General features: G+C 41.4%; 15 protein-coding genes. 6 read left to right on the forward strand and 9 right to left on the reverse strand.

What is annotated here, in order from left to right; all coding sequences use genetic code 11:
* The first annotated feature begins 268 nt into the window (after window positions 1-268).
* Window positions 269-1,057, forward strand: a complete 789-nt coding sequence (locus ACFGVS_RS24265; protein ID WP_090641447.1) for a mechanosensitive ion channel family protein — start codon at window positions 269-271, stop codon at window positions 1,055-1,057.
* 7 nt (window positions 1,058-1,064) lie between these two features.
* Here the strand turns inward: ACFGVS_RS24265 and ACFGVS_RS24270 are convergent, their stop codons facing one another.
* From ACFGVS_RS24270 to ACFGVS_RS24300, 7 genes are read right to left on the reverse strand one after another with little or no spacing between them, the layout of a single operon-like run.
* Entirely contained in the window at window positions 1,065-2,183 is a 1,119-nt protein-coding gene (locus tag ACFGVS_RS24270; RefSeq protein ID WP_439695918.1) for a hypothetical protein, read from the reverse strand.
* Window positions 2,184-2,187: 4 nt separating this feature from the next.
* Window positions 2,188-3,534 carry a DUF58 domain-containing protein gene (locus ACFGVS_RS24275; protein WP_090641453.1) on the reverse strand — a complete coding sequence of 449 codons (1,347 nt, stop codon included), beginning with the start codon at window positions 3,532-3,534 and terminating at the stop codon, window positions 2,188-2,190.
* A gap of 10 nt (window positions 3,535-3,544) precedes the next feature.
* Window positions 3,545-4,522 carry an AAA family ATPase gene (locus tag ACFGVS_RS24280; RefSeq protein WP_274209935.1) on the reverse strand — a complete coding sequence of 326 codons (978 nt, stop codon included), beginning with the start codon at window positions 4,520-4,522 and terminating at the stop codon, window positions 3,545-3,547.
* A complete protein-coding gene (locus tag ACFGVS_RS24285) occupies window positions 4,512-5,696 on the reverse strand; it encodes a DUF4350 domain-containing protein (RefSeq protein WP_439695919.1) in 1,185 nt (394 codons plus the stop codon). Before ACFGVS_RS24285 ends, ACFGVS_RS24280 begins: the two co-directional genes overlap by 11 nt.
* On the reverse strand, window positions 5,693-6,475 hold the full coding sequence (locus ACFGVS_RS24290) for a DUF4129 domain-containing protein (protein WP_439695920.1): 783 nt from the start codon (window positions 6,473-6,475) through the stop codon (window positions 5,693-5,695). Before ACFGVS_RS24290 ends, ACFGVS_RS24285 begins: the two co-directional genes overlap by 4 nt.
* Window positions 6,462-7,358, reverse strand: coding sequence for a hypothetical protein (locus ACFGVS_RS24295; RefSeq protein WP_439695921.1), 897 nt, complete (start codon window positions 7,356-7,358; stop codon window positions 6,462-6,464). The genes ACFGVS_RS24290 and ACFGVS_RS24295 overlap by 14 nt, the downstream gene beginning before the upstream one ends.
* The gene (locus ACFGVS_RS24300) at window positions 7,342-8,304 is read right to left on the reverse strand and encodes a stage II sporulation protein M (RefSeq protein WP_439695922.1); all 963 of its coding nucleotides are present in this window, start codon (window positions 8,302-8,304) and stop codon (window positions 7,342-7,344) included. Before ACFGVS_RS24300 ends, ACFGVS_RS24295 begins: the two co-directional genes overlap by 17 nt.
* A 93-nt stretch (window positions 8,305-8,397) precedes the next feature.
* On the opposite strand from ACFGVS_RS24300, the gene ACFGVS_RS24305 reads away from it, so the two are divergent.
* Window positions 8,398-9,141, forward strand: coding sequence for an RDD family protein (locus ACFGVS_RS24305; RefSeq protein WP_274209930.1), 744 nt, complete (start codon window positions 8,398-8,400; stop codon window positions 9,139-9,141).
* Here the strand turns inward: ACFGVS_RS24305 and ACFGVS_RS24310 are convergent.
* Together ACFGVS_RS24310 and ACFGVS_RS24315 are read right to left on the reverse strand one after the other, a co-directional pair.
* On the reverse strand, window positions 9,123-9,488 hold the full coding sequence (locus ACFGVS_RS24310) for a DUF2752 domain-containing protein (RefSeq protein WP_274209929.1): 366 nt from the start codon (window positions 9,486-9,488) through the stop codon (window positions 9,123-9,125). The genes ACFGVS_RS24305 and ACFGVS_RS24310 overlap by 19 nt on opposite strands.
* Window positions 9,488-9,952 (reverse strand): DUF5684 domain-containing protein, encoded by a 465-nt coding sequence (locus ACFGVS_RS24315; protein ID WP_274209928.1) that lies wholly within the window; start codon window positions 9,950-9,952, stop codon window positions 9,488-9,490. The genes ACFGVS_RS24310 and ACFGVS_RS24315 overlap by 1 nt, the downstream gene beginning before the upstream one ends.
* A 128-nt stretch (window positions 9,953-10,080) precedes the next feature.
* Between ACFGVS_RS24315 and ACFGVS_RS24320 the strand changes: the two genes are divergently transcribed.
* The 4 genes from ACFGVS_RS24320 to ACFGVS_RS24335 all read left to right on the forward strand — a co-directional run bounded on the left by ACFGVS_RS24320 (window position 10,081) and on the right by ACFGVS_RS24335 (window position 13,200).
* The gene (locus ACFGVS_RS24320) at window positions 10,081-11,508 is read left to right on the forward strand and encodes an L-serine ammonia-lyase (RefSeq protein WP_439699264.1); all 1,428 of its coding nucleotides are present in this window, start codon (window positions 10,081-10,083) and stop codon (window positions 11,506-11,508) included.
* An 80-nt stretch (window positions 11,509-11,588) separates the two neighbouring features.
* Entirely contained in the window at window positions 11,589-12,143 is a 555-nt protein-coding gene (locus ACFGVS_RS24325) for a hypothetical protein (RefSeq protein WP_439695475.1), read from the forward strand.
* A gap of 2 nt (window positions 12,144-12,145) precedes the next feature.
* Window positions 12,146-13,060: an IS3 family transposase gene (locus ACFGVS_RS24330; protein ID WP_439695476.1), complete on the forward strand. Its 915-nt coding sequence runs from the start codon at window positions 12,146-12,148 to the stop codon at window positions 13,058-13,060.
* Window positions 13,024-13,200 (forward strand): hypothetical protein, encoded by a 177-nt coding sequence (locus ACFGVS_RS24335; protein ID WP_439695477.1) that lies wholly within the window; start codon window positions 13,024-13,026, stop codon window positions 13,198-13,200. The genes ACFGVS_RS24330 and ACFGVS_RS24335 overlap by 37 nt, the downstream gene beginning before the upstream one ends.
* Window positions 13,201-13,403 lie beyond the last annotated feature (203 nt).

Below are 13,403 nucleotides of genomic sequence, written 5' to 3' on the forward strand. Positions count from 1 at the left end.
AGTCATTTGAACGTAAACGGATGGTCATTAATTAATCATTTGATTAGTTTTTAAAATTATCTTAACAGCTAACCTGTATTTTTGCGTAACAATCCTGAAAGATAGTTTCTTAGGCACAGGATTTGAATAGCGTAGGATGATATGAAAAATATAACACAAAAATCAAAACAAATACACAGCGCCATAGTAGACTGGTTGTTGTTTAAGGGGCCCGAATTATTTATAACTATTTACGGTAAGTAATTAATTTTTACTTTTGCCTCCAGTTATGGAGTTGAAAGATTTTTATATTGATACACACAAATGGATAGTTGATAATTGGGTTCGCTATTCATTCGGATTAATAGTTCTGATTGTTGGTCTTTGGTTCATCAAATTTTTAAGGGCGCGGCTACGCAACCGGATGCTTCAAAGGCAGGTACACTCATCGTTACAACCTTTTCTTCTTAGTCTTACAATTACCAGTCTTTATATATTACTTATCATTTCGGTAATTAATATTTTTGGCTTCCAGCTTACCATTTTCACCACCATAATTGGCGCGTTTAGCGTTGCCGCCGGTTTGGCCCTTTCGGGGACATTTCAAAACTTTGCCGGTGGTGTGCTTATCCTGTTGTTAAAGCCATTTGAAGTTGATGATAGCATAATAGCCCAGGGACAGGATGGTAAAGTAGTATCTATCCAGATTTTTTACACGGTTTTGATTACTGCCGATAACAAGCAGGTAATTATTCCTAACGGAAAGCTTTTTAACGAAGTGATTGTAAACGTAACCCGCGAGGGTAAACGCCGGTTGGATTTTGAGATTAAGATAGCCTACGCCAATGACCTGGATAAAGTGAAGGGTATCATTAACCAGGCCATCAGTTCAACCCATGACCTGCTTACAGAGCCGGCCGCAAGGGTAGGAATTATCAGTATGGAAATAGACTCAGTACGTATTACCATAAACGTATGGGTGGAACCGGCCAACTTTTTAACCGCCAAAATAGCCCTGCAGGAAAAGATATTTAAGGATTTCAGCGCTAATGGAGTTGCGTTCCCGAAGGCGGGGTAGGGTAGAGTTAACGGACGATTTCGCCCTGAAACCAAAGAATACCCCTTACAAGCATCCCCTTGCGAATTTGATCTGCTTTGATATTGTTGTTGGTGATGTAAGTATCAATTACAAAATCGCTGCCAGTTTTTTGGCCACGGTCGAGTTTTAACATCATCATGCACCCTATCGAAACAGGATCGACCGGAGCACCTTTTATTTCGAGAATTACAGCTTCAAATGAAAAATAACTTTTGTTGCTGTACTTGTTGTTTGCCCAAAATCCCTTAGGTTGCTGATTTATTTCATTGGTGTTTGTGTCTGCCTCAAAAAGCTCTAACACCAAGGCCGATAACCGGACTTCAACATTAGGTTGAGTTTGGTAAATCTGTTTATTAACCGCGTAATCTGTAGCAAAAAAACTCACCGGAACAGTCCTGTTCAGGTTGCCTTCAATTTCGGCTTCTATAATAGGTTCGCCGTCGTTCCACTCTACAATTTGTTGTGTATAAAAAAGGGTTTTAAATTCAGTTTGTATGTAGGGGTATACAGCTTCTCGTTGCTGGCCAATTGTCACCACGCGTAAATATGGATTTCCTGCTTTACCGCCTACCTTTGCAAAGGTTGATTGAGTGATACCGGCCACTTCGTTTATTAATACTGGAGCATTTAGCAGTGCCTGGTTAACAATTGTATATAATACGCTTCTGCCTGGTAGCAGGAAATACCTCCTGAAACCAATTAAAGCACAAAAATGTAAAGCATGATTTTCTCCTTTGTGTGAAATTATTTCAACCGATGGTTTTGCATGGCGTTGGGTTGATTGCTGATATAATTCCAAAACGGTTAACGCTGGTTTGCCGCCAGTTTCATTAAACCATACTTTGTAATTATATTGTGCCCGGTTTAATACCGCATCGAAGTGATCCTCATGTAGGCCCCTATTAATTAATATGGTTTTAACGTCGTCCACTTTTTTTCCATCATTGACCATGGCTTTGGTGGCGATATCAATGTATTGTGAAATGCTTGTTGCCCGTCTTACGTATAAGGCCGGTTCTAATTGAGGAAGTGCGGGCTGGCTTTTTTTTGCAATTTTAGTAACGATATCTATTCCATCCAAAAGCAATTTAAGTGTATGCAGCATAACCTTAAATCTTCTGTTTAGCCTTTAATTCCAAATACTTGTTGATGGTATTAACCGTCAAATTTTGCGGCGCACTTAAAATAGATTGGATACCATATTTAGCCAGCTCTTTTACAATCAATTTTTTATCGTAAGCGAATTTTTCTGCGATAGTTTTTATGTAGATGCCTTCAAGGTCGGTTGCCTGTTTTTCGCTCAGGGTTTTAAGCTCTGTGTTTTCAAAAAAAACAACCAGCAGCAGGTGAAATTTGGCTATCCGTTTCAGGTAGGGCAATTGCCGGTTAAGGGCGTTCATACTTTCGTAATTGGTAAAAAAAACTACCAGGCTACGCTGTTTTATTACCGTACGTACGGTGCTGTATAGTAGCTCCATATTGGTTTCCAGGTAACGGGTGCGCTCCTTGTACAAAACCTCCAGTATCTTATTCAATTGCGACGATTTTCTATCGGCAGGTATAACGGCGCCAATTTTTTCAGATGCCGTAATTAAACCGGCTTTATCTTCTTTTATCAGCGCAACACTTGAGAGTACCAGGCTGGCATTTATAGCATAATCCAACAGGCTTAAGCCTTCAAAAGGCATTTTCATCGCCCTTGACTTATCTATTATACAATATACGTGCTGCGATTTTTCGTCGGTATAGGAGTTAACCATCAGGTTGCCTTGCCTGGCGGTGGCTTTCCAGTTAATGGTGCGGTAGTCATCGCCGGCAACATAATTTTTTACCTGTTCAAATTCAAGGCTGTGGCCAATGCGACGTATTTTTTTGATGCCGATATCTGTGAGCCGGTTAGAGATAGCCATCAACTCGTATTTACGCATCTGGAGGAAGGATGGGTACACCGGCAATGTCTCGGATTGCTGAAAAGTATAACGCCTCCTGATGAGCCCTAATGGCGATTTGGCGTAAACCCGGATATCGCCAAATTCGTACTCGCCGCGTTTGGTAGGCCGCAAGCTATAGCTTATCAGTTTGCGCTCATGTGGTTTTAAGGTTGTTTTAAACCAGATGTCGCGCTTTTGAAACTGAAAGGGAATCTCGTCGATAATGCCAATGCTGATATTAAAAGGATACCAGTTTTCACAATAAACACCCAGTTCGTTTTCGTCGCTGTTGCTTAATCTTTCGGGAGCATGGCGCTTGGCAAACACGCCTTTGGCCGTTTTATAAAGCATGAGCACATCAATCATAAACAGCAATACCAACGCCCAGAAAACCAATGCCGGTATTACTCCAAGCCAGGGAAAAAAGAATGATAGCACAAACACTACCACGCTTATTCCCAAACCGGTAAACAGGCGGTTGGTTAAAAAAAGATCTTTGTAAAACAGGCCGTAAATGTTTTTCACAAAAAATGGGTTATCGTGGTACCTCTATTTTTTGAATAATTTGCCCAATTACATCGTCGGGGCTCAGGCCTTCCATTTCCTTATCGGGCGTAAGCATTACACGGTGCCTTAATACCGGGGCTGCAGCATAAATAATGTCATCAGGCGTAACAAAATCACGCCCTTTTATAGCCGCCAATGCCTTGGCCGCGTTGATCATAGCCAGCGTAGCCCTTGGCGAACCACCCAGGTATAATGATTTATGGTTGCGGGTTTCATGAACAATTTTGGCAGTAAATTCCAGCAGCTTGCGCTCAACATGTAAGGCCCTTACCTGTTGTCTTAGCGAAATAATTTCGGCAGCCGATAATACAGATGCAATGTTGTTTAACTGATCTGTAGTTTTTTGCTGATGTTGTTGGGTTATAATAGCAATCTCTTCTTCAAGAGTTGGATATTTAATTTCTATTTTAAATAAAAATCTATCTAATTGTGCTTCGGGCAGTCGGTAAGTGCCTTCCTGTTCAACCGGGTTTTGGGTAGCTAGTACAGTAAAGGGCTCCTGCATTTTATAGGTATGTCCGTCAATTGTAACCTGCTTTTCTTCCATCACCTCAAACAAAGCCGATTGTGTTTTTGCCGGTGCGCGGTTAATTTCATCTATCAGGATGATATTGCCAAATATAGGTCCCTGCTTAAATTCAAACTCAGTTGATTTAGGATTGAATACAGAAGTACCTAATATATCTGATGGCATCAAATCCGGAGTAAACTGAATGCGGGAGTATTTGGCATCAATAGCTTTTGAAATAAGTTTGGCGGTGAGTGTTTTGGCTACTCCGGGTACCCCTTCAATCAAAATGTGCCCATCGGCCAATATGCCGGCTATCAGCAAGTCGATAGACACAGTTTGCCCCACAATAATTTTACCCAGTGTAGCTTTTATCTGGTCAACAGCCAGGCTTAACCTGCTCATATCAGTTCGTTGTTCAAAAAAATCATTTTCCATTGTGTCCGGTTTGGCTGTAAAATTTCTCTATAAGTTTATTTAATCTGATTAATTCATGGTCGGTAACATGGTGTTGCGCACCTACAAAAATTACCGAATGCACCAGGTCGGTAATAAATTCGATGGCTACGCCCGTTTTTTTTGATAAAGTATCTATAAATTCATTATCAAGTTTGTTGGTTTTAAGGCGATAATAGTCCCTGAAATGCTCCAATAAATAAATCACTTTTTTGTGGGCTATGTTGGCATTGTCGCGTTTTTCATAATAAACCTGCCCTACAACAGTTACAAACTCCAGGGTCGAATTTTGTAAAGGCTCTACTACCGGTATAACCCGCTGGCGGCGTTTCATTTCGAAAAAAATAAAAACTAAAATACCGCAAAGGCTCAGGTAATATGCCCATTGCAAAGCTGGGTTAGCAAAAAATACCCTTAATGGTGAAAGATCTTCAGGGATATCGCCATTTTGAAATTGGTCCCAATACAAATGGCCGGTAGCCGGTAGGTAGGAGAATGCTTTTTCGACAAAGTCGGATCCTTGCCTGGTTAATAGGCTGTAGTTGGTGAATAAGTCGGGTGTAGCACATAAATACAGGTGCCCCTTGCCAAAACTGTAACTCATAAAAGTGCAGTGATTGGCATAATTTTGAGCCAAAACGGTTGCTTTAGCTGTATCAAGGCTGCTAAAATATTGGTTTGCAATATCTCGGTTAAACAGGTAGTTACTTTGAGCCCGTAATTTGCTGTTAACAAAATTAAAAGATACGTTATGTTTAGCATACTCGGCCTGCGACTCAATTTTTAGCGAATCGGCAAGGTAGCCACTCCAATTAAATGCCGACATAAACACCGAATTGCCTGCTTTGACGTATTTCATCATTTCGTCAAAATCAAATTTATTGAGCTTTATGCTTTTGGCTATAATGATGTAATTACCCTGCTGCAGGCTATCGTTATGGAAAACATTGTAAATAGATTTGTTGGTATTGGCAATTTCGGCGCCGGGAAAAAGCTTTTCAAGCTGGTTATGCAAAATATAAGTCCCAAACGGAATTTTATCGTTTTTGGCAAGTGTTGATTGCCAGTTAATAGCGTTGGGCTTATTGTACTGCGCAACAAGGTATACTATAAGCAGGATACTGGCAATTGAAATATAGATTTTAAAATCCTTCATGATATCTCCTTTTTAAAATCTGTAAATAACGTACTGATGTTTTTAAAAACGGAGGCATCAATGCCAAACTCGCCATACCAAATATATTCAAACTGTAGTGTTAGGGTTTTAAATACCTGGCGCTGATTGGGGTTGGTTAATTCATTAATGTAGGCATTGTTTGTTTTGTCAATCTGCCATTTAATAAGGTCGGCATCGCTAAGCTGTTTCAGGCATTTTAAATACAGCAGCCTTACAGCCAGGCGGTAATTGTGCTGCGCGATGGCACGCTCCAGTTCGTCGTCAAAATTGATGTCGTGGATGTTTTCCAACGATTCCTGGTAGGGTAAATTTGCCCCCATTGATTTGCGCCTGAACACATGCAATAAATCGATACCGGCCAGTTTAAGAACCAGGAACACCACAGCCGCAAGCCCTGTGCCTATGAAAAGATACTGCAGTACATATAACAGCACCTGGAAAAACGGGTTCACTTTATTATCCGAAATTTTTGCTGGTTTAAACAGGTTTTTAAGCCAGGTCCAAAACCAATGCCAAAAGCGTGTCCACCATGATGGGTCTTTTTGTATTTCTTCATCGTATTTAAACTCGGGAAGTTTGCTGTAGGCTTTAATAGCTGCGCTATCCAGGTGCCGCACATTTACCTGTTGGGTGTCCAGCTTCAGTATTAAAGGTTTCGTGCTCTTTTTAGCAGGAACAACACCTTTAGCTGAATGAACGGGAATAGCGAATGAAAAAAATATAAAGCAGAGCAGGCGCAGCATATTAATATTCTTCAAGCGGTAAATCATTGTCGGGCGTTGTGGTGCCTACTTTGTTTATCCTGTTTAATAGGCTGGTGCCATCTTTGCTTTCGGTTAAATTGAAATAGCAAAGACAAAGGCTAACTACGGGTATAATAATAAATACCTGGCACACTTGCTGAAGTGCCGCGCCAATTACTGCAGCAGCTATCGAAAAATGTGCACCCCCTTTAACATGGGTTACTAAACTGATAGCATTAACAATGCTAACTGGCACAACGATAATTGCACGGCACACCGAGAATATTATCCAGGTAACTACCAATGCGCCAAAAGTTGCCCACCAGTTTTCCTTTATCAAAACAAAACTGCGGTTAAAAGCGTAGCCAAAACTGGTGTTTTCCATGATCATTATAGGGGCCACTAATGCCAGGATAGGAGACATGTATATACCAGGGATTAAACAAAATACAAAACCAACCGCCAGTAGGAGGTTGATCAATATTGAGCTGCCTAATATTTTTAGAAAATAAAATTTGATATAACCCCACATCTCTTCCGCTGTAGGCACCTGGTTGCCCTTCTCTTTATACAAAGCCATATAGCAAAAAACAGTAACCATTATGGCCGTGATGCTTAATAGTGTAAACACCATGGTTAATGCAAATTCGATACCGAAAAAATTAAAAAAGGATGGTGCGTATTGATTGGTATAAGCCCCGCTTGTAAGATTATTAAAATTAGTGGTCATTTTTAGCTGCATCAGGCAAGCGCTAATGGTTGCTGCTACTATAAAAATACCGCAAAACGTAAAAAAGTAACTAAGCAGGGGCTTTAGGTTTTGTTTAATAAAAAGAAACGTGTCGCTTATTATTTCGCCAAAATCGCGGGTTTTAGCTAACTCAATTTTTGGTTGCATAGTGGTTTAGGGTTTTATAAATTTTATTGGGGTATATAATTACATACCAAATGATAAACAATAATGACGAAGTTAAAATGCTAACACTAAGCCAAACAGGCATTTCGGTATGGCGGGTAACAAAGCCTTCAAAAAAAGCGGCAACAATTAAAATAGGTACTATGCCAACGGCCACCTTCATACCGTCTTTAGCCCCTCTTTTTAAGGATACCATACGGGAAAAGGTTTTGGGGAATAAAAGGCTATTCCCTAAAATAATGCCGGCAGCACCGGCTATCATGATTGCTGAAATCTCTAAAGTGCCATGAATCCACACCACAAGGATTGATTTTATACCCAACCCCTTACTAAAAAAGTAGTATTGGAACGAGCCCAGCATCAGCCCGTTACGGAAAAGAAAATAAACAGATCCGACAGAAAATATAACGCCGCTTACAAACGTAATCAGCGATACATAGATGTTGTTGGCTGCTATAGCCAAAAACATCAATGTTTCGCCACCTTGTTTGTACACACCAAACGGGTCGCCTTTGGCAATGTTTGCATTGGTCATGTCTATATAACTGTCGCCCAAAATAAGACGCACAAAGTTTTCATCATATTTTGCCGATAGCGCACCTATCGAGCAAAATATGATGAAAAATATAAATGAGTATAGCAACGGCCTTTGGTAGGTTTTAAACAAAATGGGCAATTCGTATTTCCAAAAGGTTAAGAAGCGGTTGCTTTTTTCGCTTTTGTTTTTGTAGATGGATTGATGTAAACCTGCTGCCAGCCCGTTAAGGTAGGCCGTGGTTTTTGATTTTGGATAAAATGTTTTGGCGTAAGCAAGGTCGTCGGTTATTTGGATAAACCTTTCGGCAAGCTCATCGGGATCGTCCGTTGGCGATTGTTCAAAGCTGCTCCATTTGGCAGCGTTTTGTTTTACAAAAAGAGGTTCGCGCATCAGTTATCCAACATTGAAATATTTTGTTAAAATAATTACAAATGCGATATATAACAACTAAAAAAAACATAATTAGCGTTTATATTTGATGATATGCAAACTATAAGAATAACCACATCACAAAACATTGATATTGACTACGAAGTTGCCGGCCTGGGCGAACGTATTGTTGCTTACCTGATCGACATGGCCATGTTTATAGTAATATTTATTGCAGCCATGATTGTGATGTCGATGTTAAACATACTAAATTCCGAAGGGGCGCTAATTGGCGTTTTGGTTATTATATATGCATCGCTATACGTGTTTTATGACTTGGCTTGCGAAATTGCCATGAACGGGCAAAGTGTTGGTAAGCGCATCATGAAAATAAAGGTGATAAGCCTTGACGGTGCCCGGCCCCGGTTCAGCCAATACTTGTTACGCTGGCTGTTTAGGATTATTGATTTTTTCCCGGGCACTATGCATTTGTGTGGATTGATAAGTGTTGCCGTATCTGATAAATCGCAGCGAGTGGGCGATATGGTTGCCGGTACTACACTCATCCGCACCCAGGCGCGCACAAAAATCAACAATATAGCTTTTAGCCCCTCTGCCGATGATTATCAGCCGGTTTTTGCTGCCGCTGCCAGCCTTAATGATAAAGATATTGAATTGATAAATGAGGTAATAAACAGCTATATTAAAAATCGTAACAGCGTGCTGGTGTTTAATATGGCACAACGTATCAAAGACCTCTTAGGGATAACACCGCCAGCCGAAATGAACGATATGTTGTTTTTGCAAACCATTATAAAAGATTACAGCCACATTGTAGCTCAGGCAGATGTACTATAATGCCGGTAAAGGCTGTACATTTTGATGCAATAGCTAATAAGCACTATACTGCCAACAATCATAAACAGTGTTTTTTTTACCGCTGATTTTTTGGTGTCGAGCTTAAAATAGTTATCTGCAATACCGTAGGCAAAAAATAAAAGGAGAGGGATGGCAGGAGGGTATAACGCGAAGCTTTTATTTAAATCGCCTTGTACAAGGGCAATTACCGAACGCTGAAAGCCGCATCCGGGGCAATCAATACCGGTGAAATATTTAAACGGACAGGGTATTAAATGATTTTGCAGCCAGTGGATAAAACCCAACTGACTGCAAAATAATTGTAATGTGATAAAATTGGGCAGCATTAAGCTTGCGGCGTATTAGGGTTAAATGGATCCTGATAATCTTTTGAAGGATCATATGGTTGAAAACCCGCAAAACCAGCACCAGCAGGGCCAATATATTGGTAATTACCAAAGCCGAGTATTGGATAAAATATAAATGGCAATAGTAATAAGCCTATGGTAAAACCTTCGCTTTGGCCGTAGCTTTTGCTTAATAGATTAATAGTCCAGATGCCAAAAATAAAATTGACGCATGGTATTAAAAACATAATAATCCACCATACAGGTTTGCCAACAATTTCAAGTAGTACGATAACATTGTAAATAGGAATAATTGATGCCCATCCTGGCTTACCAGCCTTTTCAAATACTTTCCACATACCAACAACTACAATTACCCACGTAATAATAGCTGGTATCATCATAATTCCAAATAAAGCGGCAAACACCGCGGGAGAACCGGAAGAAGCGTCGTAAGTTTCCATTTTTTAAGGTTTGAGTGTTTTTATAAGTTTTAGTTCCTGCAAAATATAAATTTTTTAAATAAAAATTAAGCACTCCATCATATTTATTACAAAGCTTAGTTAGCTTATTATTTTTAAATTTGATGCCGATGGTAAGGGAGCAAATTTCGGTATTTGATATGTTTAAAATAGGGATAGGGCCGTCAAGCTCGCATACCCTTGGGCCGTGGCGCGCTGCCCAGCAGTTTGTATTATCGTTACAACAGCAGAAGGTGCTGCCGCTTGTTAACCAGGTACAAATACTGCTTTATGGCTCTTTAGCCAAAACGGGCCGGGGCCATGGTACCGATATCGCTATTTTGCTCGGCTTGAGCGGAGATGACCCTGTAACTTTTGAGGTTGACAAGATTACCCCTAAAATTAACCACATCACTACATCACATAAATTGATTTTAGGTGGAATTAAAGAAATTGAATTTTCGGTAATTAACGACCTGTTGTTTTTGTTTAACGAAAGTTTGCCTTTTCATCCCAACGCGGTTACTTTCCAGGCGTTTTTGAGTAATGGCAAAGCGGTGTCCGAAACGTATTACTCCATAGGCGGAGGATTTGTGGTTAAGGATGGCGCATCAGCCCAATCAAAACATGAGGTCGATCTGCCGTTCCCGATTGATACTGCTGCCGATTTATTGCACTGGTGTATAAAAACAGGCCTTCGGATTTCGGAAGTGGTGATGGAGAATGAGCTGGCGTGGCGTACTGAACAGGAAACCCGTGCAGGTGTGCTGAATATTTTTAAGGCTTTAAAAGAGTGTATGTACCGCGGCTGTCATACCACAGGCCAGTTACCCGGCGGTTTAAATGTGGCCCGGCGTGCCTTTAAACTGAATGCAAAACTAATAAACAACAGGCCATACAGTAATTACGATGAATGGGTTACCGCCATAAGGGAAACAGGCGATGGCTTTAAAAATATATTGGATTGGGTGAGTTGTTTCGCGTTGGCTGTAAACGAGGAGAATGCCTCTTTTGGTAGGGTAGTAACCGCGCCAACCAACGGCGCTGCCGGCGTTATCCCTGCCGTATTACAATACTATATTGTTTTTTGCGAGGGTAACACTGATGAAAAAGTCATCCAATTTTTGCTGACTGCTTCCGAAATTGGGAGCATCTTTAAAAAAGGCGCCACCATATCGGCGGCTATGGGCGGCTGCCAGGCCGAAATTGGTGTTTCATCTGCCATGGCGGCGGCGGCTTTAACAGAATGCCTTGGGGGCACCCAACGGCAGGTACTCATGGCTGCCGAAATAGCCATGGAACATCATCTTGGCCTTACCTGCGACCCTATTGGCGGCCTGGTACAAATCCCCTGTATCGAGCGCAATACCATGGGGGCCATAAAAGCCATCACGGCATCGCAGTTAGCTTTACAAAGCAATCCCGAAAAAGCTAAAGTAAGCCTTGATGCCGTAGTAAGAACCATGTGGCAAACCGCGCTGGATATGAATTCTAAATATAAAGAAACATCAGATGGCGGGCTGGCTATTAACATACCTATCAGCTTACCGGAGTGTTAAGCCCCTGGGCCCCTAAAGGGGAGTTGTGTATCAGGTCAAACTGACTCGTCCTGAAATAACTATACACTAAAAGAAAGTGTATGAAAGAAGAATCGGAACAAAAAGGGAGTCAGATTCGCGTTACTAAGCGATGTCACTTTGAAAGCAGCCTACGGGATGAGATCATAAAATCGATAGAATCAGGGACCCCGCGGAGCGTGATAGCCTATCAGTATGGCATGTCGCGGGCATCTCTGAGTAAATGGATGCGCGACCGCGGCTCGAAAGAGTACCAGGAAAAACAGCGGGGATATCATTTAAGCGACATAGAAAAAAGATCCGTCGTCCGCCAGGTTGAGCAAGGCATTCTGAAACCTTATGCAGCGAGGAAGTCATACGGACTAAGTGGAGAAACGTTAAATAAATGGCTTAAGGCCTCGTTGAAAGAAAATGCCGAACTTGCGGTTCATGAAAAGTTTGAGATGAAGGATAAAGCTGAAGGGCAGTCTGGTGTGCCGGACCCGGAAACGGAAGCTTTAAAAAAGGCTTTGGAATATGCACAGCTAAAGATCAGTGCCTTAAATACCCTTATTGATGTAGCAGAGGATCAGTTTAAGATCAAGATCAGAAAAAAAGCTGGGGCCAGGCAGTCATGATAATGAAGCAGGATTACGCGCATTTAAGCTGGGCGTTTCTATGCGGACTGTTTGGCAAAACCCGCCATGCGCACTATGATCACTTATGGAGAAACCAGGATGACTCTATCAAAGAGGAAATTATCCTGCAGCTTGTTCATGAAATAAGGAAGCCTTTACCCCGGTTAGGGACAAGAAAGATGCTTTATCTGCTTAAGCCGCAACTGGCTTCTCATCATATAGAAATCGGCAGGGACTACCTGTTTGACTTGCTTGACGCTCATAAGCTGCTGATCAGGCAGTGTAAACGAAAAGCAATCACCACCGATTCCCGGCACTGGATGCATAAGTACGCCAACCTGGTAAAGGAAATGCATATTATACGGCCGGAGGAACTTTGGGTAAGCGATATAACTTACATTCGGGTGCAAAACCAATGGGGCTACCTGTCACTGATAACAGATGCATTTTCACGTAAGATCATGGGTTATTGTTTCCGCCTGGATATGCTGGCGCTGGGGCCTATAGCGGCCTTACAGATGGCCCTGGATGTCCGCAGTTACAGCGGGCAAACCCTTACCCATCACTCTGACAGAGGGTCCCAATACTGCTCTAAGGATTATGTGGAATTGCTTGGGAACGAAACTATTTCCATCAGTATGACTGAACGGGGTGACCCGTATGAGAATGCACTGGCCGAACGAATGAATGGCATCATCAAGGGGGAGTTCGACCTGTACATCAGCCCGGTTAACTTTGAGCAGACTTATAAAAAGATCGATAGCAGTATTAAGGCATACAACGAATTGAGGCCCCATGGAAGCTGTGACTACCTGACGCCTTGCCAGGCGCATGAACAAGGTGATGTACTGAAAAAACGCTGGAAGGAATACCCGGGCAAATGGGAGAAGGAAAAGCCGCTGGCCATACCCGCCTGACAGATGAGTTATCAACAAAAAGAGGAGGTTCAGCAAAAAGAAAAAAAGAAGCAAAAAAAGAAAAACGTGTTGAAATATGGAAAACTGAAGGAGTTTCCCACATTCCAACACAACAAACAAACAAACAACAAGTTATTTAACTTTATCTTTAAAAAAAGAACCTGTATAGTGTTTACAGGATTAACTCACAAATCTGTATAGTTATTTCAGGACGGGTCATGCATCTAACTGGGTTAACATAACTTAACATATTTCAGATATGTTTTTTGTAAATATTTGATAATCAATGTTTTGAATTTTAACATGGTTAACACTAAACTGATTGCGCAATGGAGGCGAATCA

Origin of the sequence: Mucilaginibacter sediminis, from assembly GCF_051903035.1 — a bacterium.
Classification (GTDB): Bacteria; Bacteroidota; Bacteroidia; order Sphingobacteriales; family Sphingobacteriaceae; genus Mucilaginibacter.

Bases quoted from the DNA above. Each gene is read 5' to 3' on its own strand.
- ACFGVS_RS24335 (WP_439695477.1), top strand. From the start codon at position 13,024: ATGGGAGAAGGAAAAGCCGCTGGCCATACCCGCCTGACAGATGAGTTA.
- ACFGVS_RS24320 (WP_439699264.1), top strand. From the start codon at position 10,081: ATGGTAAGGGAGCAAATTTCGGTATTTGATATGTTTAAAATAGGGATA.
- ACFGVS_RS24270 (WP_439695918.1), bottom strand. From the start codon at position 2,183: ATGCTGCATACACTTAAATTGCTTTTGGATGGAATAGATATCGTTACT.
- ACFGVS_RS24330 (WP_439695476.1), top strand. From the start codon at position 12,146: ATGAAGCAGGATTACGCGCATTTAAGCTGGGCGTTTCTATGCGGACTG.
- ACFGVS_RS24305 (WP_274209930.1), top strand. From the start codon at position 8,398: ATGCAAACTATAAGAATAACCACATCACAAAACATTGATATTGACTAC.
- ACFGVS_RS24325 (WP_439695475.1), top strand. From the start codon at position 11,589: ATGAAAGAAGAATCGGAACAAAAAGGGAGTCAGATTCGCGTTACTAAG.
- ACFGVS_RS24315 (WP_274209928.1), bottom strand. From the start codon at position 9,952: ATGGAAACTTACGACGCTTCTTCCGGTTCTCCCGCGGTGTTTGCCGCT.
- ACFGVS_RS24265 (WP_090641447.1), top strand. From the start codon at position 269: ATGGAGTTGAAAGATTTTTATATTGATACACACAAATGGATAGTTGAT.
- ACFGVS_RS24295 (WP_439695921.1), bottom strand. From the start codon at position 7,358: ATGCAACCAAAAATTGAGTTAGCTAAAACCCGCGATTTTGGCGAAATA.
- ACFGVS_RS24280 (WP_274209935.1), bottom strand. From the start codon at position 4,522: ATGGAAAATGATTTTTTTGAACAACGAACTGATATGAGCAGGTTAAGC.
- ACFGVS_RS24300 (WP_439695922.1), bottom strand. From the start codon at position 8,304: ATGCGCGAACCTCTTTTTGTAAAACAAAACGCTGCCAAATGGAGCAGC.
- ACFGVS_RS24285 (WP_439695919.1), bottom strand. From the start codon at position 5,696: ATGAAGGATTTTAAAATCTATATTTCAATTGCCAGTATCCTGCTTATA.
- ACFGVS_RS24310 (WP_274209929.1), bottom strand. From the start codon at position 9,488: ATGCTGCCCAATTTTATCACATTACAATTATTTTGCAGTCAGTTGGGT.